At 57.3% G+C, this 20,336-nt stretch carries 16 protein-coding genes and 1 pseudogene; 9 read left to right on the top strand and 8 right to left on the bottom strand.

Features of this window, described 5'->3' with window-relative positions:
• Nucleotides 1–5 precede the first annotated feature (5 nt).
• From J1G33_RS15575 to J1G33_RS15560, 4 genes and pseudogenes are all read left to right on the top strand, one after another.
• Nucleotides 6–800 (top strand): annotated as a pseudogene (locus J1G33_RS15575) (DNA adenine methylase).
• Between the two features lie 632 nt (nucleotides 801–1,432).
• Entirely contained in the window at nucleotides 1,433–4,024 is a 2,592-nt protein-coding gene (locus J1G33_RS15570; RefSeq protein WP_223018359.1) for an N-6 DNA methylase, read from the top strand.
• A 599-nt stretch (nucleotides 4,025–4,623) separates the two neighbouring features.
• Nucleotides 4,624–5,349 carry an META and DUF4377 domain-containing protein gene (locus tag J1G33_RS15565; RefSeq protein WP_236648010.1) on the top strand — a complete coding sequence of 242 codons (726 nt, stop codon included), beginning with the start codon at nucleotides 4,624–4,626 and terminating at the stop codon, nucleotides 5,347–5,349.
• Nucleotides 5,350–5,542: 193 nt separating this feature from the next.
• Entirely contained in the window at nucleotides 5,543–5,710 is a 168-nt protein-coding gene (locus tag J1G33_RS15560; protein ID WP_164699483.1) for a hypothetical protein, read from the top strand.
• Between the two features lie 62 nt (nucleotides 5,711–5,772).
• Here the strand turns inward: J1G33_RS15560 and J1G33_RS15555 are convergent, their stop codons facing one another.
• Entirely contained in the window at nucleotides 5,773–6,018 is a 246-nt protein-coding gene (locus tag J1G33_RS15555; RefSeq protein ID WP_032875609.1) for a hypothetical protein, read from the bottom strand.
• A 552-nt stretch (nucleotides 6,019–6,570) separates the two neighbouring features.
• Between J1G33_RS15555 and J1G33_RS15550 the strand changes: the two genes are divergently transcribed.
• Both J1G33_RS15550 and J1G33_RS15545 read left to right on the top strand, forming a co-directional pair.
• Complete coding sequence (locus J1G33_RS15550) at nucleotides 6,571–7,554, top strand: GlxA family transcriptional regulator (RefSeq protein ID WP_050549421.1); 984 nt, start codon at nucleotides 6,571–6,573, stop codon at nucleotides 7,552–7,554.
• Between the two features lie 37 nt (nucleotides 7,555–7,591).
• A complete protein-coding gene (locus tag J1G33_RS15545; protein ID WP_078821293.1) occupies nucleotides 7,592–8,539 on the top strand; it encodes an ADP-ribosylglycohydrolase family protein in 948 nt (315 codons plus the stop codon).
• On the opposite strand, the gene J1G33_RS15540 is transcribed toward J1G33_RS15545, so the two are convergent.
• The 5 genes from J1G33_RS15540 to J1G33_RS15520 are packed head-to-tail and all read right to left on the bottom strand — an operon-like array spanning nucleotide 8,510 to nucleotide 14,938.
• Entirely contained in the window at nucleotides 8,510–9,757 is a 1,248-nt protein-coding gene (locus J1G33_RS15540) for an FAD-dependent oxidoreductase (protein ID WP_223018358.1), read from the bottom strand. The genes J1G33_RS15545 and J1G33_RS15540 overlap by 30 nt on opposite strands.
• A gap of 2 nt (nucleotides 9,758–9,759) precedes the next feature.
• On the bottom strand, nucleotides 9,760–11,331 hold the full coding sequence (locus J1G33_RS15535) for an aldehyde dehydrogenase (NADP(+)) (RefSeq protein WP_223018357.1): 1,572 nt from the start codon (nucleotides 11,329–11,331) through the stop codon (nucleotides 9,760–9,762).
• A gap of 60 nt (nucleotides 11,332–11,391) precedes the next feature.
• Nucleotides 11,392–12,339, bottom strand: a complete 948-nt coding sequence (locus J1G33_RS15530) for a dihydrodipicolinate synthase family protein (protein ID WP_005788086.1) — start codon at nucleotides 12,337–12,339, stop codon at nucleotides 11,392–11,394.
• Between the two features lie 35 nt (nucleotides 12,340–12,374).
• The gene (locus J1G33_RS15525; RefSeq protein WP_223018356.1) at nucleotides 12,375–13,301 is read right to left on the bottom strand and encodes a 4-hydroxyproline epimerase; all 927 of its coding nucleotides are present in this window, start codon (nucleotides 13,299–13,301) and stop codon (nucleotides 12,375–12,377) included.
• Between the two features lie 11 nt (nucleotides 13,302–13,312).
• Nucleotides 13,313–14,938: an APC family permease gene (locus J1G33_RS15520; protein WP_005788090.1), complete on the bottom strand. Its 1,626-nt coding sequence runs from the start codon at nucleotides 14,936–14,938 to the stop codon at nucleotides 13,313–13,315.
• Between the two features lie 186 nt (nucleotides 14,939–15,124).
• On the opposite strand from J1G33_RS15520, the gene J1G33_RS15515 reads away from it, so the two are divergent.
• Nucleotides 15,125–15,949 carry an AraC family transcriptional regulator gene (locus tag J1G33_RS15515; RefSeq protein WP_223018355.1) on the top strand — a complete coding sequence of 275 codons (825 nt, stop codon included), beginning with the start codon at nucleotides 15,125–15,127 and terminating at the stop codon, nucleotides 15,947–15,949.
• 149 nt (nucleotides 15,950–16,098) lie between these two features.
• A complete protein-coding gene (treS, locus tag J1G33_RS15510) occupies nucleotides 16,099–18,162 on the top strand; it encodes a maltose alpha-D-glucosyltransferase (protein ID WP_148854336.1) in 2,064 nt (687 codons plus the stop codon).
• A gap of 65 nt (nucleotides 18,163–18,227) precedes the next feature.
• Here the strand turns inward: treS and J1G33_RS15505 are convergent, their stop codons facing one another.
• On the bottom strand, nucleotides 18,228–18,656 hold the full coding sequence (locus J1G33_RS15505) for a glycine zipper domain-containing protein (RefSeq protein WP_223018354.1): 429 nt from the start codon (nucleotides 18,654–18,656) through the stop codon (nucleotides 18,228–18,230).
• A gap of 228 nt (nucleotides 18,657–18,884) precedes the next feature.
• On the opposite strand from J1G33_RS15505, the gene J1G33_RS15500 reads away from it, so the two are divergent.
• Nucleotides 18,885–19,343: an Hsp20 family protein gene (locus J1G33_RS15500; RefSeq protein WP_078821298.1), complete on the top strand. Its 459-nt coding sequence runs from the start codon at nucleotides 18,885–18,887 to the stop codon at nucleotides 19,341–19,343.
• Nucleotides 19,344–19,392: 49 nt separating this feature from the next.
• Here J1G33_RS15500 and J1G33_RS15495 read toward each other — a convergent pair whose 3' ends face one another.
• On the bottom strand, nucleotides 19,393–20,289 hold the full coding sequence (locus tag J1G33_RS15495; RefSeq protein WP_032875580.1) for a LysR family transcriptional regulator: 897 nt from the start codon (nucleotides 20,287–20,289) through the stop codon (nucleotides 19,393–19,395).
• Nucleotides 20,290–20,336 lie beyond the last annotated feature (47 nt).

Genomic DNA, 20,336 nt, shown 5'->3' with positions numbered 1-20,336 from the left:
TTTTTATGTCTACACCCATCATCCCTTGGATGGGCGGCAAACGCCGCCTGGCCGACCGCCTCATCACGCTTTTTCCGCCACACGAATGCTACGTTGAAGTCTTTGCCGGCGGCGCCGCGCTCTACTTCATGCGTCCCCAGGCAGCGCCTGTTGAAGTGCTTAACGACATCAACGGCGACCTGGTGACGCTGTACCGCGTCGTGCAGAACCACTTGGAAGAATTCGTGCGCCAGTTCAAATGGGCGCTCAGTTCTCGCCAAGTATTCGAGTGGCAGAAGATGACCCGTCCGGAAACCCTCACCGACATCCAGCGCGCCGCCCGATTCTTTTACCTGCAGCACCATGCCTTCGCCGGCAAAGTGACGGGGCAGACGTTCGGCACTGCAACGACCGGCCCGGCCATCAACCTGCTGCGGATCGAGGAAAATTTGTCTGCAGCTTGGCAGCGGTTGTCCGGCACATACGTTGAGAACCTTCCTTGGTTGGACTGCGCCGAGCGCTACGACCGTGCCCATACCTTCCACTACATGGACCCGCCTTACTGGCAGACGGCCGGTTATGGCGTGGATTTTCCCTTTGAAAATTACGAGTGCATGGCCGACTTCATGCGGCGCTGCAAAGGGAAGGTCATGGTTAGCATCAACGATCACCCTGACATTCGGCGGGTGTTCGAGGGGTTTCACTTTGAGATGGTGGACATTCGTTAAAGTACTGCGAATGCGCGGCAGGGCAAGACCGAAGCCAGCGGAGAGTTGATAATCATGAACTGGGAGCCTGCAGCATTGGGAGGCCTATTCTGATTTGAGGGGTACACATCGCAATTTGCTTTTCTAGCGAGGCGGCGCATGTCCGCGACATTCTGGCTCACATTACTGCAACCAGTCACAACTCCGGCTCACTAATTGCTAGTGGGCTTGCGTTTGATGGTGTCAGTCAGATTTCATGCTGGCCGGCTCACGCTATCTTGAGCAGTCGTTTAGTACACCCTCCTGCAACAATGGATATTAGGAAAAAATATCGCTTGTCAGTAGTGAGGTCTAACAAGAAGCACACCCTCCTTGTTGCGTAAGTATCGAGCGGATAATTGTCAGGTGTCCGCTATTACATGAAATTAGAGCTGCGCATTAAACTTTCTCGTACAAGACGACCTCAAGCGCTTGCCCTATGTGGGAAAAAACTTGCAAACAAGATTTTTAAAGGACTGGAAGACAAATAGCGCCGCTATACTCGTACATCTGTTTGATGTTTGAGTGCGGGAATGTAACGGAAATACGGAGTGGGGAATATGAATTCATATATGAATGTAAAGATTAATAGGTGCCTTACAGGTGATTTCCGCTTGGCGAAAAAATCTTAATACTCAGATGTTGTGAGATGTGTTATTATGCGCGCCAAATTACAGCACTCAACACTAAGCGACAGCTGAAAACTAATGGATAACTTCGAAGTAACAACAAATGAAAGTGGTAAAATTATTGACTTTTTGGAGGGGGTTGAGCTCGATGCTACTCCGGAAGAGTTTGTAAGGCAGCGCTATCTCCGAATCCTCCATTATGAATATCAATATCCAGTTAATGTGTTAGCTAGGGAAGTAGCTATTTATTATGGAAGTAAAGAGCTGAGAGATAAAGCCGGCTCACCTATTCGTGCCGACATTGTCGTATACCGTAATTCCAAAGCTCGAACCAATCGCGACCAGGGTGCGATATATCTATTGGTTGAGTGCAAGGCGCCGAACATTACTAAAGGTTACAATCAGCTGGTTTCATATATTTTCAATACTAGTGCTGAAGGTGGTGTTTGGTATAATGGGGATGCTCCTCAATATTATCGCAGGCTGCATGAGCCATCCAATGTCTTAGTTGACTGGACAGGTATTCCTCGAAAGTCTGAGTCTTGGGATGCACTGGGGCAAAGAAAAAAATCAGACCTGAAGAGGCCTCTGGATATTAAGGGCATGTTGAGGCAATGCCATAATAAGCTACACGGGCGCGGTGTTGATGGCGATGAAGATGATCTCACCATGGATATGGTGCGGCTTATTCTCGCTAAAGCGATGGATGAAGAAAAATCCGGTGAATATTGCGAATTCTATTGCACTCCTGAAGAATATCGTAGTGAAGAAGGTCGAGCTGCAGTTTCGCGCCGAATTCATGCTTTGTTCAAAGATGTGGTTTCGAGTAATCAGGACGTATTCTCTGAGTACGAAAAAATTTCGGTTGGTTCTCGTGCAATTTGTGATGTCGTAATTGAGCTTCAAAGATATCGGCTTCTTAGTGATCTCAATGAGTCCACGGATTGGGATATCATGGGCCATGCGTACGAACAATATACCGCAACTTATCTTAAACGGAAGCGTGGTCAGTTTTTTACAAACCGTCTTGTCGTTGATTTTTTATGTAAGTGCGTCGATCCGACATATCAAGATGTTATTTTAGACCCGGCTGGTGGGTCTGGAGGATTTTTGACTGGAGCAATGCGCTATGTTAGGAACAAAATCCTGTCGTCCAGTGATAGTTCAATAGCCAAGCAGCGACAGCTAGATAAGCATCGAACCAACCTTTTTATGGTCGAAATCAGCAAAAGATTAGTGAAGATAGCAAAAACTGCCATGATCCTAAACGGAGACGGTCACGCCGGAATGACCCAGGGCGACTCCTTAGGTAGCCTGTCTTCATTAAATGAACATGTTCTTGCTAGATGTGGCTTAAAGAAACCCACAGTGATTTTAACAAATCCTCCCTTTGCTGGCGCAGCTGACGGAAGAATTACAGACCCTCAAATTCTGGATAATTTCGCCACTGGCATTAAGTGGACTAGCCGTGGTGGAGAATATACGCCAACGGGCGAGAGAAACGCTGAGGGGGTGCCTCCGGAGATGTTATTTTTTGAGCGCTGCCTCAATTGGATAGCTCCTGGTGGTACTGTTGGGATTGTGATGCCTAAAAGTTTTCTTGATACTCAAACATATTTTCCCGCTAGGAAACTTATGTTCGATGGCTATAAATTATTGGCAGTAATAAATTGTCACAAAAATACATTTCAGCCTCATACGGGGGTAAGAACTTGCCTTTTGATTATCGAGCGATTGAAAGTAGGTGAAAAAGTATCCAGTAATCATGAGATATTTTTAGCTATTTCTAAAAAAATTGGACAGGATAGTGAAGGGTTTCCGATATTTAGGCGGGATCACAATAATCTCGCGACTGATGAAGTCGACCATGATTTAGATGATATTGTTCAAGATTACTATGCGTTCAAAGAAAAAAAACTAGTAGCATCTGAGTATCGGTTTTCGATAAAGCAAGCAGAGATTGATTCGTTACTTAGAATTAACCCGCAGTTTTATCTCCCGAATTTGAACGAGACTATCAAGCAAATTGAGTCCATTGATGGCGTCGAGGGTTGGTCGGTTACAACCCTTGGCCAGATAAACACTAACGTGCGCATCTTCAAAGGACCGCGCCTTAAAAGCGAAAATTTGCTCGTTGAACAAGCCGGTCCAGGAGTCGAACCTTATTATACTCCTTCCGCCGTACTGCAAGAAAAATCAGAAAGCGCTAAGCTTTTGGATATAAATCTTGCTACGTCTAAACAGATTGCTACTATCAACGCAGTAAGGGTTCATCGCGGAGATATCGTAATTAGTAGGTCTGGTACTATTGGCAGAGTTTCCTACATTACTCAACGACTTGATCAGGCTATTGTTTCTGATGACTTGATTCGTGTTCGAATTGAAAATGAGGCAGTACGCCTTTATGTTTATCAATTTCTGCAGTCTCGAAAAGCACTTAATCAAATGCTCAAAAATGAGTATGGAGCAGTGCAGCAGCATCTTGAACCAGTTCATATCTCGGACATGCTTATTCCTGTGCCTGATAACTGGGACGACATCGCCGATATTGTGAGTAAGTGTAGGACGCAAATAACTATGAGGGAGTTTCTCGAACAAGGGAACCGACAGCTAGATGAGGCGCTTGATTTATTAGTCGAGGACTTAATCAGCAAGGGGGCGGTCAGTTAAAGTTCGAAATCAAAGTATTGCCGAGGCTACAAAGTCTCGGCATTTGGTGGAGCAATGGCTAAAAAATAGGCGCTTTTGTTCGTTCAGGGCTCTAGATAGAATGGAAATCTGTCGCGACCAACTATGAAAAACGTATCGCATGGATTGAAAGGCAGGGGATCCAGACATGTTTCGATACCCGGCTGTAGGCTACGAAGCATGGATAATCCGTTCCGCAACGGAAATAGAACCTCTCGATTTTAGAGGGCTCCAGCGAGGTAGGGATTTTATCAATGCGGAATTGATGTTGGTATAAACTATTGAAAATTATAAGGATGTTCGTGGATTGCAAATCCGCCTACGCCGGTTCGATTCCGACCTCGGCCTCCACTCTTGAAAACCCCGTAGATTAACGTCTACGGGGTTTTTTATTGTCTGTGATTTGGCAACGCTTCCCGTGCACTTATTCAGTGCGTATGTTGGCAAGCGCAGGACTATGTCCGTACTTATCAAAGCTGACCGAGACAACCATGAAACAGAACATTCTTCTTGCAGCCGTTTGCGCTGCACTGATCCAGGGCTGTGCCTCCACCTCCAAAAGCCATGAGGACTCGCCCTCCATGCTCACGACTACCTCGGCTGCTGTAGCCCAGCCGGCTTTACCCGCCTATTACTGGAACCTGGTTTCGGCCAATGATGCCGCGGGTAAACCTCTCTTCGCTCTGAATAAAGGCATCGAACGCAAGCTGCGCGTTTCCTTCGGTGACAAGAATCTGAATATCAGCGGTGGCTGCAACGGCCAGTTCGGCGGCTATCAGTATCAGGATGGGGTGTTGAAAGTGCAGTCACTGGCTTCAACGCTTATGGCTTGCGACAAGAGCCTGATGGACCTTGACGCAGAGGTCGCTCGACTGTTCAAGGGCGACCTGCGTGCTGTCATCACCGGCGACAACGCGGCGCCGACGCTGCAACTGACTACCGCCAACGGCTCGGTGCTCAAGCTGCAGGGCGAGGCTACGCCGCAGACGCGTTACGGGAGCAAGGGTGAGGTCAAATTCCTGGAGGTGGCCGCCAAGACCGTCAAGTGCAGTCACCCGATGATTCCTGACTATCAGTGCCTTCAAGTGCGCGAGCGACGCTATGACGACGCCGGCCTGCAACTTGCGACCCAGGATGCGTGGCATCCGCTGTATCAGTCTATCGAAGGCTTCGAGCATCATGACGGCGTGCGCACTGTACTGCGGGTCAAGCAATACGAATGGAAAAATCCGCCCGCAGACGCACCTTCAAAGGTCTACGTACTGGATATGGTGGTCGAGCAGGACGCTTCCGGGACTAGTCAGTAACCGAGACCCAAAGCCGGTGACGTTCGAGAAAATGGCCGGTTTTCGACGAGTGACATGTCTAGATCAACGGTTCCAGCTCGGTTGGGGTTGTCACGTGTGTGTTTGCCAACTACCCTGAAAATGTTTGAATTATTACAAACAATTTCGGTTTGACTTTTTTCGGTCAAACGACTTCAGGATGAGGGACGAAAAAATGTTTTCACACGAAGGCACCGCAATAGAGCTGTTGACCCTGGTTTTCGCCGTGACGGGCGTGCTGTTGATTGCCTGGTTTATTCACCATCAATACGAGCTCAGGTCACGCAAGCGTGTAAAAAAACAACAAGGTGGTAATCAGCAGCATTCCGCTCAAAACCGCTGATTGAGCATAAATCCGGGCCAGCCATTCGCGCCGGTTTTAGTTCGATGCTCCGAGGCTCGGCGTCAGCCACTGGCCTCGGATCTATTGATTCTCTGGGCCTTGACTTCACTTGCGTAGGCTTCAAGCCTTTGCTGCTGAGCTGTGAGTAGCGCGCAGACTTTCGTTAACGTCGCTACGTTATTGGATGCGCCGCCAGCTGCCAATGCCGTCAGTTGCACCACCGACCAGCCGATAACCGCGCTGGCGTCTTCAAGGTCGTAGAACAGTTCCTGTTGCGCTGTCCTGGGGCCGTCGAGGTCGTCTATCAAAAGCGTGCACTCTGTGTGGGGTAAAAAGCTTAAGCGTGTACGACAGGGTAGTCATACCGGTGCACAAGGGAAAATTACAGACAAAGAAAAGCCCGCGATGGGGGGCGGGCTAAAGGGGATGTTTTCAGGAGCTGTAGGCACAATAGGCGCTCGTCTGTGAAAGCTTTGTGAAACGCGCTCCTGAATTGAAATGCGTCTACACCGGCGAAATAGTCGCCAGCATCCCGATACCAATGGTCAGCACCAAAAAGCCGAACAGGAAAATTGCCATCTTGGTCATAAGGCCTCCGAAGGGAAGGGGGGACGACAGGAATGTCGGGATGGGGCTATTGTCCGCCTGGAGCGGTTTTCAATACAGGCGCAGATAGAAAAGAAAAAACCGTATCAGATTGCCCGTTAGCGCCTGCGCCGGGGCTTTTCAAGCCAACAGTTTTTATAAAGATCAGCGCCGCCCCTGAGACAGCCACCGCATTTGCCCCTAAGATAGCGCCCACTGCATCAACAATAAGAGTGGGTCCACCCTCGATGGAAAGACGCCAGTTCAGCGGTGGCATGCAAGGCAAGAACCTGCGCTACCTCAACGATCCCTCCCGGCAAGCAGCGTTGGTGACCCGCGTCGGTTTCCTGCTACTTGAACACTTCTCTCTGCCCGCTTTCACCCAGACCCTGGACACGCTGGTGACCGCCAATCTGTTGCGCCCCGAGCTATTTGCTTCGCGCACCTTCGGTTGGGGTGAAGGCGAAGTCATCAGTGACCTGGGCCTGGTCATCCGCCCCGATGCCAGCCTGGAACCTGCGGTCTTGCCGGACTTGGACCTGCTGGTCATTTGCGGGGGCTTTCGCACCGAACTCAAGGCCAGCGAACCCTTTATCCAGCTGTTGCGCAGCGCGGCCGAGGCGGGTGTCAGCCTGGCGGGTTTGTGGAACGGTTCGTGGTTTCTCGGTCGCGCCGGCCTGTTACAGGGCTATCGCTGCGCCATTCACCCCGAGCACCGTCCGGCGCTGGCGGAAGTATCCAAAGGCGCACAGGTCACCAGCGAGCCCTACGTGATCGACCGTGATCGCCTCACTGCGTCCAGCCCCTCCGGTGCTTTCCACATGGCGCTGGACTGGATCAAGAGCCTGCATGGCAAAGCATTGGTCGAAGGTATCGAAGATATCCTGGCGTTCGAAGAGTCGCGCTATCGCCGTATCAAACCCACCGAAAACGTCTGTGTCAGCGCACCGCTGCGTGAAGTGGTGAAGTTGATGGACGCCAACCTCGAAGAACCCCTGGAACTCGATCAACTCGCCGTCTATGCCGGTCGCTCCCGCCGCCAACTGGAGCGCCTGTTCAAGGAGCAACTGGGAACTACGCCACAACGCTACTACATGGAACTGCGTGTGACCGAAGCGCGGCGCCTGTTGCAGCATACCGAGCTGTCCCAGGTGGATGTGCTGGTAGCGTGCGGGTTTGTCTCGCCGAGCCATTTCAGCAAGTGCTACAGCGCGTATTTCGGATATCGCCCCTCCAAGGAGAAGCGGTTGGTCAGGTAACGTGGCAGGAGTTGAAGCGCCTTCTGAAGGAATGTAAATGGTCATAACGCTTATGGATCGTTATCGCGGCAGCTTGCTTGGGCTGGCGTGCGGCGACGCAGTAGGAACCACGGTTGAATTCATGCCCCGCGGCAGCTTTTCTCCCGTCACAGATATGCTTGGAGGCGGGCCGTTCAATCTCAAGCCTGGCCAATGGACGGACGACACGTCCATGGCGCTGTGTCTGGCCGAAAGCTTGTTGCACAAGGGCGGCTTCGATGCGAACGACCAGATGGGACGTTATCTGAATTGGTGGAAGTGCGGGTATCTGAGCTCTACCGGTGAGTGTTTCGATATCGGGATGACGATTCGCGATGCGTTGGCGATGTTTCAGCAAACTGGCGACGGTTTTTCGGGCTCAACGAATCCCTATTCCGCCGGTAATGGATCAATGATGCGCCTTGCGCCTGTGGTGTTGTTCTATTTCCCAGACTTGGAGAACATCCGCCGTTTCACTGCGCAAAGCTCACGCACAACCCATGCTGCCCAGGAAGCCATCGAGTGTTGCCAACTGCTGGCAGAAGCCATCGGTAACGCACTGAGCGGTGTTTCGAAAGGTGAAGTGCTGAGCTTCTCAAACACCTCTTTGTCAGCTCCAAAGGTCACGGCTATCGCACGCGGCGAATACCGCGATAAAACGCACACCGAAATCGTCGGCTCAGGTTACGCGGTGGCTTCCCTGGAGGCCGCATTCTGGTGCTTCGATCACACTGCCAGTTTCGCTGAGGCTGTGCTTGCTGCCGCAAATCTGGGGGATGACGCTGACACCACCGCCGCAATCGTAGGTCAATTGGCAGGTGCATATTATGGTGTGCACGCTATCCCTATCGGTTGGCTGGACAAGCTATGGATGCACGATGAAATCCAAGACACCGCTGATGCCTTATACAGTGCCTCGCTCATGCAGCGACAAGGCTTAGAACCGCTCCAATCGATAGGGCCGTAACTCAGCCACCCGCTCTCCCGTCGCGAGTTGCCCAACCCTTTCGGCGGTCACCGCCGCCTGTGTCAGCCCCAAATGCTGGTGCCCGAACGCAAGCAGTACTTTGCCGTCGCACACCCGGTCGATGATCGGCAGCGAGTCTGGCAGGGACGGCCGAAAGCCCATCCACGGCGTGGCGTCACTGTCGTTCAGGTCGTGGCGAAATAACCCCTGGCTCAAGCGATGCAGCTGCCAGGCCCGCTGCATATTGGCCGGGCGGTCGAGGCCGGCGAATTCGACTGTGCCGGCCAGGCGCAAACCGTCGGACAGGGGGGTCATGATGAACTTGCGCTCCAGCGAGGTGACGGCAAAGGGCAGGCGCTGATGCTCGTGGGGCAGCATCAGGTGATAACCGCGCTCGGTGTCCAGCGGCACCTGTTTGCCGGTCAGTGCGGTGGTGAGTTTGGCCGAGTGCGCACCGCAGGCGATGAGTACTTGGCGCGCTGTCAGTACACCTTGGTCGGTCATCAATGAAACGCCGTTGCCCTCCAGGCGTCCATCCAACACGCGCTGCTTCAGAAATTGCACACCCTCGGCCTTGGCCGCGTTCACCAGTTCGCCCACCACGGTGTACGGGTCGAGAAAGTGCCCGGTAGTGGGGAAGAACAATCCGCCTTGTATCGCGTCGCTCAGTTGTGGCGCGGCCTTGCGCACCGCATCGCTGCTCCAGAAGTTCACCGCTACGCCTTGCTGAGTCATGCGCTGCTGCAACGCATCGATGGCAGCGCGGGATTCGGCGCGCTCAAACACCAGCAGTGAACCGTCTTCACGCAACAAATGCGCTTGCCCAATGGAGTGCAGCAAGCGCTGCCACGCGCCCAGGCTGCCTTCGTTCAATGCACGCAGGCCGGCCACGGTGCGCTGGTAGCTTGCCGGTCGCAGATTCAACAATAGGCGAACAAACCAGGGCAGGGCGCGGGGCAGGTAGGTCCAGTCCAGGCGCAGTGGGCCCATGGGGTCCAGCAGCATGGCAGGCAAGCGCTTGAGGATCGACAGGTCAGCAATGGGAAATACCTGCTCTGTCGCCAGGTGACCGGCATTGCCGTAGGAGGCGCCCATGCCCGGCGCCTGCGTGTCGACCACCAGCACTTGGCGGCCCTGGCGCGCCAGCTGCAAGGCACAGGCGACGCCGATGATGCCGGCGCCTACCACCACAATGTCTGCTTGATTGGGCTGGGCCATGGCTACGCCTCTCTCTGGCCGTCAAGCAGGCGCCGCAGCCCTAGCGGATTGTCGTGCCCGAGCGCAGCGGGCAGCAGCGCATCCGGAAAATCCTGATAGCACACCGGCCGCAGGAACCTGTAGATCGCCGCCGTGCCCACCGAGGTGCTGCGCGCATCCGAGGTCGCCGGGAAGGGCCCGCCGTGCACCATCGCGTCGCAGACTTCCACACCAGTCGGCCAGCCGTTGACCAACAGGCGCCCGGCCTTGCGTTCCAGTACCGGCAGCAGTGCGCGGGCCTGTAGCAGATCCAGGTCATCCATATGCAAGGTCGCGGTGAGTTGACCTTCTAGGTGTTCGGATACCCGTCGCACTTGCTCGGCATCGCCGCACTCCACCACCAGCGAGGCGGCGCCGAAGACCTCGGCCTGCAGGTGTTCGTTGCTCAGGAATGCCTGGGCCTGAGTTACGAACAGATGGGCCTGGCCTTGGTTCGGCCCAGCTCCCGCCAGGCCCTTGGCGGCGACTTGGGCGTGCCGGGCCAATGCACTCACGCCGGTTTCGTAGGCGCTGAAAATGCCCGGGGTGAGCATGGTCTGCGCCGGGCAACGTGGAAGCAGATCACTGGCGACCTTGATAAATCGGTCCAGGGCGCTGCCTTTCACTGCGATTACCAAGCCAGGGTTGGTGCAGAACTGGCCGGCACCTTGGGTCAGTGACGCGACGAAACCTTCGGCCAATGCCTCGGCCCGTGCTTCAAGCGCGGCAGGAAACAGGTACACAGGGTTGATCGAACTCATTTCCGCATACACCGGGATCGGCTCCGGGCGTGCCTGGGCAGCCTGGCACAGCGCGACACCACCACTGCGCGAACCGGTAAAGCCTACGGCCTTGATGCGCGGGTCGGTCACCAGTGCGATACCCACCTCGTTACCCGCGCCATAGAGCAGTGAAAATACCCCTTCGGGCAAACCACACTGTTTGACCGCCTGGGCAACGGCGCGGCCCACCAGTTCGCTGGTGCCGGGGTGGGCGCTGTGGGCCTTGACCACCACCGGGCAACCGGCTGCCAGTGCCGATGCGGTATCGCCGCCCGCCACGGAGAAGGCCAGGGGAAAGTTGCTTGCCCCAAACACTGCGACCGGGCCCAGGGCGATATGTCGCTGGCGCACGTCGGCGCGGGGCAGCGGTTGGCGCTGGGGTTGCGCGGTATCGACCCGTACGTCGAGCCATTCACCCAGGCGTACAGTGCGGGCAAAGGCGCGCAGTTGCCCGCAGGTACGACCGCGTTCACCTTGAATGCGTGCGCGGGGCAGGCCGGTTTCGGCGCTGGCGCGTTCGATCAATTCATCGCCCAGGGCTTCGATGTTATCGGCAATGGTTTCAAGAAACCCGGCGCGGTCTGCCAAGGTGGTTTCGCGGTAAGTATCGAACGCGGCCCATGCCAGTGCGCAGGCCTGCTCGACCTGCTCGCCATCGCCGCCGGCATAGGCGGGTTCCAGTGGCGTGTCGGTGGCGGGGTTGATAGCGCGGATCGCATCGCGATGGCCGCAAAGGGATTGCTGACCAATCAGCATCTTGCCTGTCAGAGTCATGGGGCATCCTGAAAAACAGAGGGGTGTTGTAGGAGCGAGCAAGCTCACTCCTACAGAAAATCAAGCGACGTTCTGTTCCGCCGACCAGTTGGCATACCACTGGCGGAACAGCGCGTACTGCTGCTCGGCATAGCGGCGCTGGGCAGCGCTGAGCACATCGGTTTCGTTGAAGTGCAGGGCGTAGCCCTGATCGCCGTTGAGCACCATCAAATGCTTGTAATACAGCACCAGGTCACAGCCCTCATCGAACGACGACAGCACCGCCAGCGCAGCTTCCAGCTCGCGGGCCTGGCGTCGCGCCTTGGCATCACCCTTGGCGGCCTTTTTGCTCAGGGCCACCAGTTGCAGCACTTCCCGCGGCAGCGCGTTGCCGATGCCGGTGATGGCGCCGGTGGCGTTGCAATTGACGAAGCCGTGCACCACTTGCGTATCGACGCCAACCATCAGCGTCACGTCATCGTCCTGGGAGGTAATGTTTTCTGCGGCGTAGCGCAGGTCGGCGCCGCCGCCGAATTCCTTGAAGCCAATCAGGTTCGGGTGTTCGCGGCGCAGTTCGAAAAACAGGTCGGCGCGGGTGGCGAAACCGTAGTAGGGGCTGTTGTAGATCACCGCCGGCAGGTTGGGCGCGGCGTTGAGGATCGCTGCAAAGTGGGCCTTTTGTGCGGTGACCGAAGCACCCCGAGACAGCACGCGGGGAATCACCATCAGGCCATGGGCACCGACCTTGGCGGCATGGGCTGCGTGGGATACGGCCTCACGGCTGTTCACCGCGCCGGTGCCGACGATGGTCGGCACGCCGGCCGCGACCAGACGCGCCACGCCTTCCTGACGTTGAGCCTCGGTGAGCAGCGGCCAATCGCCCATGGAGCCGCAATACACCACTGCGCTCATGCCGATATCAATCAGCTCGCGGCCTTTGGCGACCAGTGCGTCAAAGTCCGGTTGGCGCTCGGCAGTGCAGGGGGTCATCAGGGCGGGCATGCAGCCGGTGAAGATGTTGTCGCTCATAGTGCTAACTCCATTCAGGTTAATAAATAAAAGGCTCAGATGCCCCAGGCAAACGGGTCCTGCTCGTCGATCAGCAAGGTGCTGTCGGCAGTCATGTACGCGCGGCCGGTGATGAAGGGGCTCACGCGTTCGCCTTCCCATTCATAGCGGCCCTGGAACTGGCTGCCGGTGATGCTGGCTTGTACCCAGGTCTGCCCCGCAGCGAGTTTTCCATCGACGGCCAGGCACGCGAGCTTGGCGCTGGTGCCGGTGCCGCAGGGGGAGCGGTCATAGGCTTTGCCGGGGCACATCACGAAGTTGCGGCTGTCGGCGTGGGCGTCGTCGGCGAACAGTTCGACATGGTCGATCAACGCGCCGTCTGCGCCGTGAATACCTTGGGCCTCAAGGGCCTTGAGCATCGCCCAGGTGTAGTCGGTCAAGCCGTCAACGTTGCTCATCAGCAGGGCCTGGCCGTGGTCCGACACCAGGAAAAACCAGTTGCCGCCCCAGGCGATGTCGCCCAGCACCACGCCATACCCAGGCACCTGCACCGGTACCTGCTGGCGGTAGCGGTAGGCGGGCACGTTGCGCAGGGTTACGCCACCGTCTTCGTGCAGCGTGGCTGCCACCGGGCCTACCGGGGTGTCGATGGTGTGGACACCTGGCGCGATAAGGCCGAGGTAATGCAGGGAGGCGACCAGGCCGATAGTGCCGTGGCCGCACATGCCGAGGTAGCCGGCATTGTTGAAGAAAATCACTCCACAGGTGGCGCCCGGCGTGACCGGCGCGCAGTACAGTGCACCGACCAGCACATCGTTGCCCCGTGGCTCCAGCAGGCAGGCGCGACGCCATTGATCGTGATGAGTGCGCAGATCTTCAAGCTGCTCGGCGACGGTGGTGCCCGCCAAAGCCGGGAAGCCGTTCATGATCAGGCGCGTGGGTTCGCCACCGGTGTGGGAATCGATTACATGCAGTCGCTTCATGGAAGGTTCCATCAGTGAGTGGCCGCCGAGAGGGGAGTGTCGTAGTGGCTGTCAGTGACCGCTTCGCTTTCATCGTCTTCGGTCTCCAGGCGTACCAGGTGGGCCGGCACACCGGTGGCGGCGCCCCAGTAGTAGATGCCCAGGGCGCAGGCCGCTACGACCAGCGTGTCAAACGGGTGGCTGATCACGCCGATACCGCCAAAGCTGCCGAGCTTGGAGAGCAAAATGGTCACGGCGTAGAAGCCGATCAACCAGGCCGAGGAGCGTACTTGCTGCTTGAGATTGAGGTGCGCGGTCGGTACCCAGCGTGCACACAGCAGGTACACCACAAACATCAGGATTTGCAGGCCCAACAGCCATGACACCGTGTTCCAGCCTGACCAGTACACGATCAGCGCGGCGATGATGAATGACAGCGGGCCCAATACCGCCATGCCCTTGACCCGGAACGGCCGCGCCATGTCCGGTGCATTGCGGCGCAGAGCGGCGACGGTCACCGGGGCCACGGCGTAGCTCAGGATCAACGCGGCGGACACCACGTTGATCAGCGCTTCCCACGACGGGAACGGCAGGGTCCAGAACACCGACAGGCCAAAGGTCAGCCACAGCGCCGGACGCGGGATGCCGGACTTTTCATCGATGCGCGTGAAGATCTTGAAAAAGGTGCCGGTCTGCGCCCAGCCATACACCACGCGCGGGGTGGCATTCATGTAGATATTCCCGCATCCGCTGGGGGAGATCACCGCATCGGCCACCACCAGATAAGCCAGCCAACCTACACCCAGCGCCAGAGCGATATCGCGATACGGCAGGGCCAGCTCCTTGCTGATGCCGGCCCAGCCATTGGCGAGCATTTCGGTGGGCACACCGCCGAGGAACGCGGTTTGCAGCAGCACATAGATGGCAGTCGACAACAGTACCGAGAGAATCAGCGCGATGGGAATGGTGCGCTGCGGGTTTTTGACTTCGCTGGCCACCGAAATGATCGGCGTCAGCCCCAGGTAGGCGAAGATCACGCCGCCAGCCGACACCGCCATCTCAATGCCCGAGAGGCCGAACGGTGCAAAACCATGCATCTGGAAGTTCGCCGGTTTGAAGAAGGTGAACAGCACACCGATCACCAGCAACGGCACGATGAACTTGAACACGCTCACCAGGTTATTGGCGATGGCGAACGTCTTGACGCTGCGGTAGTTGAGGATAAAGAACAGGCATAGCAGCGCGAACTGCACCAGCCAGCCCAGGGTGGTCGGGTCGCTGGAACCGGCTTTGGTCAACTCCGGAAACCACGCTGCGGCGTATTGGCGCGAGGCAACCACTTCAATCGCCACCAGGCTGGAAAACGCGATCAGCGTGATAAAGCCCATCAGGTAGCCCAGCAACGGGCCATGGGAGTACACCGGGTAACGCACCACGCCACCGGCGCGGGGCAGGGCGGCGCCGAGTTCGCAATAGACGATGCCCAGCAACAGCACGGCGAACCCACCCAGCAACCAGGAAAAAATCCCTGCCGGGCCGGCGATGGCCGACACATGACTGGCGGCGAATAACCAACCCGAACCGAAGATGGCTCCCAGCCCGATAAAGGTGAGGTCCATCAGTGACAGCTGTTTCTTGAACTTGCCTTGGCCTGACATAGCGGCGCCTTCTTGTGAGTTATTGGATAGGCATGCAGTGGCGCTATCGTGAACCCGCCAGCCCGGCGGCGATTGATGTTTTACGTGGGGATGAATGACGAATTCAGCACAATTTCCCGCACTCGACAGCGCCCGGCACATGGCGCAATCTGCTGGCCGTCGATCAATAAAAGGGCGGTGAAAGTCATGTTGCACAGCGCGTTTGCGAGCCTTCTCCACGGCAGCCGCCCCGACAGCATCGAGCAGCTATTGAACGGGGTAGAGCAGTTATTACCGATGTTCGACGTGCTGCCCAACGCCGCGATTTTTATCAAGGACATCGACGCCCGCTACGTGCTCGCCAACCGCACCCTGGTGCAGCGCTGCGGCCTGAGGCAGTTGCAACCGCTGCTGGGCAAGACCAGCGCCGAGGTGTTCCCTGCGCAACTGGGGCCGGGCTATACCGAGCAGGATCGGCGTGTGCTCGAACAGGGGCGGGTGTTGGACGACCAGCTTGAATTACACCTCTACGGCACCCGCGAACCCGGCTGGTGCCTCACGCACAAATGGCCGCTGTACAACCGGCTCGGTGCAATCATTGGCTTGGCCGGGATTTCGGTAGACCTGCAATCGGCCAGCGAAACCCATCCGGCTTATCAACGCCTGGCGGCGGTGGATGAACACATCCGCACCCACTTCAACCGCCGCGTCACCTTGGGTGAGTTGACCCGTATCGCCGGGATTTCAGTGGCGCAGCTGGAGCGTTACTGCAAGCGTGTTTTCCACCTCACGCCGCGGCAAATGATCCAGAAGGTACGCCTGGAACATGCCCGGCGGTTGTTGCATACCGAGCTGCCGATTACCGAGGTGGCGCTGCAATGCGGGTACACCGACCACAGCGCGTTTACCCGCCAGTTCAAGGCATCGACCGGGTTCACCCCCAGGCAGTATCGGCAGACAACGCCAAGAGACAAGACAGACGAAAATCCAGTGTGGGAGGGGCGGTGCGACGATTCGACTTGCTCCCGATAGCTGTGGGTCAGATAAACATATGCTGACTGACACGCCGCTATCCACATTTTAGATTGCTGCCGGCTCTGGCTCTATTTCAATGCAACGAATGGCGCGCAAGCCCCTCATATGCTTACGAGTAACCTTTAACGACCACAGGTACCGAGCTTATGACCGCGGCGAACAACGATCATGTGAACTGGCTGGTGCAACAATCGATGCTGCACGCGGCGCGGCAGCGGGCCAAGCTCTACTCCGGGCAAGGGCGCTTGTGGCAGCAGCCCTACGCGCATACCCGGCCGCGTGATGCGTCAGCCTTGTCGTCAGTGTGGTTCACCGCCTACCCGGCGTCGATTGTCACCCGCGAAGGCGGCACGGTGCTCGAAGCGCTGGGGGATGAAACCCTGTGGCATGCCTTGTCGAAAATCGGCATTCAAGGTATTCACAACGGCCCATTGAAAAAGTCCGGTGGCTTGGCTGGCACCGAACACACCCCGACCATCGACGGCAATTTCGACCGCATCAGCTTCGACATCGACCCTCAACTGGGCACCGAGGCGCAGTTACAGGCGTTGACGCGCATGGCCGCCGCGCACAATGCGGTGATCATCGACGATGTAATCCCATCCCACACCGGCAAGGGCGCGGATTTTCGCTTGGCGGAGATGGCCTACGAGGACTACCCCGGGCTGTACCACATGGTGGAAATCCGTGAGGAAGATTGGCCGTTGCTGCCGGACGTGGTCGAGGGCCGTGATGCGCAGAACCTCAGCCCGGTGCAGGTGGACGCACTGCGCGACAAGCACTACATCGTTGGCCAGTTGCAGCGGGTGATCTTCTTCGAACCCGGGGTAAAGGAAACCGACTGGAGCGCCACGCCAGAGGTGGTCGGCGTGGATGGCAAACCACGGCGATGGGTGTACCTGCATTACTTCAAGGAAGGCCAGCCGTCGCTCAATTGGCTGGACCCCTCGTTCGCCGCGCAGCAGATGATCATCGGTGATGCGTTGCACGCCATTGATGTGATGGGCGCGAAGATCCTGCGCCTGGATGCCAACGGTTTTCTCGGCGTGGAGCGCAAGCTGGACGGTACGGCCTGGTCGGAAAGCCATCCGCTGTCGATCACCGGCAACCAATTGCTCGGCGGCGCAATTCGCAAGGCGGGCGGTTTCAGTTTCCAGGAACTCAACCTGACTGTGGATGACATTGCCTCCATGTCCCACGGCGGCGCCGACCTGTCATACGACTTCATCACCCGGCCAGCCTACCAGCACGCGTTGCTGATGGGCGACACCGAATTCCTGCGCCTGATGCTGCGCCAGATGCACAGCCTGGGCATCGACCCGGGCTCGCTGATCCACGCGCTGCAGAACCACGATGAACTGACTCTGGAACTGGTGCACTTCTGGACGCTGCACGCCCATGACACCTTCCTGTTCCAGGGCCAGACCTTTCCCGGCAACATCCTGCGCGAGCATATCCGCGAGCAGATGTACGAACGCCTGACCGGTGAACATGCGCCGTACAACCTCAAGTTCGTCACCAACGGTGTGTCCTGCACCACGGTCAGCATCATCACTGCTGCCCTGGGCATTCGTGACCTTGAGGCGATTACCGCTGCGGATATCCAGCAGATTCGCCAGATCCATTTGCTGCTGGTGATGTATAACGCCATGCAGCCTGGGGTGTTCGCGTTATCCGGCTGGGACCTGGTGGGCGCGCTGCCGTTGGCGGCCGAAGACGTGGCGCACCTGATGGCCGATGGTGATACCCGCTGGATACATCGCGGCGCTTACGATCTGGTCGACCTGAACCCCGAGGCCGAGCTGTCGGCCGGGCAGATGCCGCGCTCCAAAAGCCTGTACGGCAGCCTGAACCACCAGTTGCAGGATCCGGATTCATTCGCTTCGCAACTGCAGAAAATCCTCAGCGTACGCCGCGCCTACGACATCGCCGCGAGCCGTCAGATCCTGATACCGGATGTCGAGCATCCGGGGTTGCTGGTCATGGTTCACGAACTGCCGGCGGGTAAGGGGACGCAGATCACTGCGCTGAACTTTGGTGCCACGCCGATCACCGAATCCCTGCACCTGCCTAACATCGCACCGGGGCCGGTGGTGGATATCATCAATGAGCGTGTAGAAGGGGACCTGACAGAGGAGGGCACGTTCACGATTACGCTGGATGCCTATGAAGGGCTGGCGTTGCGGGTAGTGAGCAGCACGCCGATGTAAATGGATATTGGCCCGACGTAGGAGCGAGCTTGCTCGCTCCTACACCTGGCATTATGGCAAGCCGATCAATGATGCTTATTCTTGTGCTTATGCTTGTTGCCTTTGTGCTTGGCGCCGCCTGAGCGATGATCGCTCTCGTCATCGGCCAGGTTATTACCCAGCGCGCCACCGGCTGCACCACCGACGCCTGCGCCGATGGTCGAACCGGTGGTGTCGCCCAGGCGATTGCCAATCACCGACCCGCCTGCCGAGCCCAAACCGCCGCCAATCGCCGCTTCGGTTTTATTGCCCTTTTGCGCGCCGACCGCGCCACCCGCTGCGCCACCCACACCTGCGCCGATGGCCGCACCGGTGGACCCGCCGAGCTGTTGGCCTACCACATTGCCCAACGCGCCGCCGACACCGCCGCCCAGCGCGGCAGTGCCATCTCCGGCGGCCAGGGCCCCTTGGGAAATCAAGATGCCCAATGCCAGGGCAGGGAATGTCATTTTCATTTTTTTGTACCTCAAGGGCTGTCTCAGGCGCTCACGGGTTAAAGCACGCCTGGCATTCAGATTAGAGCACATGCGGTATCACTGCGGTTTTTGCGATAGTCATTGGCGCAAGAAAAAATTTCTTGCAGCCCTCTTGAATTTCTTTTTCGCGTCCATAAATTTTTGATCACGCGATGCCGAATGCGGGTCGCGTACTAAATCACTTGGAGAAACTCAGGAGATTTTAAAATGGCTACTACCCTTTCGTTGGCCCCACTGTTCCGTCAATCGGTGGGCTTTGACCGCTTCAATGACCTGTTCGAGTCGGCGCTGCGTAGCGAGGCTCCGAATTCCTATCCACCTCACAACGTGGAAAAGCACGGTGATGACGCCTATCGGATTGTCATCGCGGTTGCCGGCCTGACCGAGGAGGATCTGGATATCCAGGTCGAAAGGGGCGTCTTGACGGTTTCCGGCGGTAAACGCGAAACCGACGATAAGGTCGCTTACCTGCACCAAGGCATTGCTCAACGTGCCTTCCGGTTGTCGTTCCGCCTGGCGGACCACATCGAAGTGCGCGGCGCAGCCCTGACCAACGGGTTGCTGAGCATCGACCTGCAGCGCGAGGTGCCTGAAGAGGCCAAGCCCAAACGCATCACGATTGGTGGCGAAACCAGGCCTGAACTGCGTCAGGTAAGTGTGCAGTAACGCAAACGGCGGTAAAAAGGCGCTCTACGGAGCGCCTTTTTTGTGGGCGTTAACCCTCGCCCTTGATCGCAAACAACTTCCTGGCTTCGGCAAAACACTTCTCGGCAATGGCCGAGCGTGGTTCGGTCTTGCGCATCACCATGCCCAAGGGCGCGAGGACGCTGGCGTCCGGCAGGTTGATGAACGCCAGGTTCTCGATCGGGCTTTCCAGGCCGCTGTCCAACGGCATGATCGCGCAGCAGAAGCCTTCGTGGATCGCCTGGAACAGTTGATAGGTGGAATCGCTTTCGAGGATGGGCTGCGGATCCAGGCCACGGCTGCGGAAACTCAGGTCGATGGATTTGCGGTAGTGCATGCCGTTGCTGATCATCCCCAATGGCAGTTCGGCGGCGTCTTCCCAGCTCATTTGGGTGCCTTCGAAGTGGAAGTGGCGGGTGTCGTAGAGCAGCCCGACACGGGTCTCGCCCATTTCGAAAAAATCCAGGTAGTTGGGGTTGACGTGGTCCAGGTAGCACACACCCAGGTCCAGCTGGTTGGTGCCCAGCGCTTCGATGATCCTGTCCGAACTCATGGATGTGAGGCTGAACTTGAGTTCCGGGAAGGTGTGGGACAAGTCCTGAATGAAACTGATCGGGTTGAAACCGCTCAGGGGCACCAGGCCCAGGCGCAGGTTACCGACCAGTTGGCCACGGCAAGCGGCGGCTTCGGCGAACAGGCCGTCGTGGGCGGCGAGCAGGGTCCGGGCCCAGGCCAGTACGCGCTCGCCGGCTTCGGTGAAGCCTTCAAAGCGCTGGCCGCGGGTGACCAGCTCCAGGCCCAGTTCATCTTCCAGGTTGCGCAGGCGCATCGACAAGGTCGGCTGGGTGATATGGCAGCGTGCAGCAGCCTGGCCGAAGTGCCGGGTCTGCTCCAGCGCGATCAGGAATTTGAGTTGCTTTATGTCCATTAATGCACCTGCCTGGGAATAAGTGAAAAGCCGTTCATGGCGCAAGG

Origin of the sequence: Pseudomonas sp. P867 (assembly GCF_019891455.1) — a bacterium.
GTDB classification, from domain to species: domain Bacteria; phylum Pseudomonadota; class Gammaproteobacteria; order Pseudomonadales; family Pseudomonadaceae; genus Aquipseudomonas; species Aquipseudomonas synxantha_A.
The sequence above is the reverse complement of the archived record's forward strand: the minus strand, read 5'-3'. Positions and strand labels throughout refer to the sequence as shown.

Excerpts from the sequence above, each read along its gene's own strand:
- J1G33_RS15520 (WP_005788090.1), bottom strand. The coding sequence starts at position 14,938 with ATGTCAGGCCAAGGCAAGTTCAAGAAACAGCTGTCACTGATGGACCTC.
- treS (WP_148854336.1), top strand. The coding sequence starts at position 16,099 with ATGACCGCGGCGAACAACGATCATGTGAACTGGCTGGTGCAACAATCG.
- J1G33_RS15505 (WP_223018354.1), bottom strand. The coding sequence starts at position 18,656 with ATGAAAATGACATTCCCTGCCCTGGCATTGGGCATCTTGATTTCCCAA.
- J1G33_RS15515 (WP_223018355.1), top strand. The coding sequence starts at position 15,125 with ATGTTGCACAGCGCGTTTGCGAGCCTTCTCCACGGCAGCCGCCCCGAC.
- J1G33_RS15500 (WP_078821298.1), top strand. The coding sequence starts at position 18,885 with ATGGCTACTACCCTTTCGTTGGCCCCACTGTTCCGTCAATCGGTGGGC.
- J1G33_RS15530 (WP_005788086.1), bottom strand. The coding sequence starts at position 12,339 with ATGAGCGACAACATCTTCACCGGCTGCATGCCCGCCCTGATGACCCCC.
- J1G33_RS15545 (WP_078821293.1), top strand. The coding sequence starts at position 7,592 with ATGGTCATAACGCTTATGGATCGTTATCGCGGCAGCTTGCTTGGGCTG.
- J1G33_RS15570 (WP_223018359.1), top strand. The coding sequence starts at position 1,433 with ATGGATAACTTCGAAGTAACAACAAATGAAAGTGGTAAAATTATTGAC.
- J1G33_RS15525 (WP_223018356.1), bottom strand. The coding sequence starts at position 13,301 with ATGAAGCGACTGCATGTAATCGATTCCCACACCGGTGGCGAACCCACG.
- J1G33_RS15550 (WP_050549421.1), top strand. The coding sequence starts at position 6,571 with ATGCAAGGCAAGAACCTGCGCTACCTCAACGATCCCTCCCGGCAAGCA.
- J1G33_RS15535 (WP_223018357.1), bottom strand. The coding sequence starts at position 11,331 with ATGACTCTGACAGGCAAGATGCTGATTGGTCAGCAATCCCTTTGCGGC.
- J1G33_RS15540 (WP_223018358.1), bottom strand. The coding sequence starts at position 9,757 with ATGGCCCAGCCCAATCAAGCAGACATTGTGGTGGTAGGCGCCGGCATC.
- J1G33_RS15560 (WP_164699483.1), top strand. The coding sequence starts at position 5,543 with ATGTTTTCACACGAAGGCACCGCAATAGAGCTGTTGACCCTGGTTTTC.
- J1G33_RS15565 (WP_236648010.1), top strand. The coding sequence starts at position 4,624 with ATGCTCACGACTACCTCGGCTGCTGTAGCCCAGCCGGCTTTACCCGCC.
- J1G33_RS15495 (WP_032875580.1), bottom strand. The coding sequence starts at position 20,289 with ATGGACATAAAGCAACTCAAATTCCTGATCGCGCTGGAGCAGACCCGG.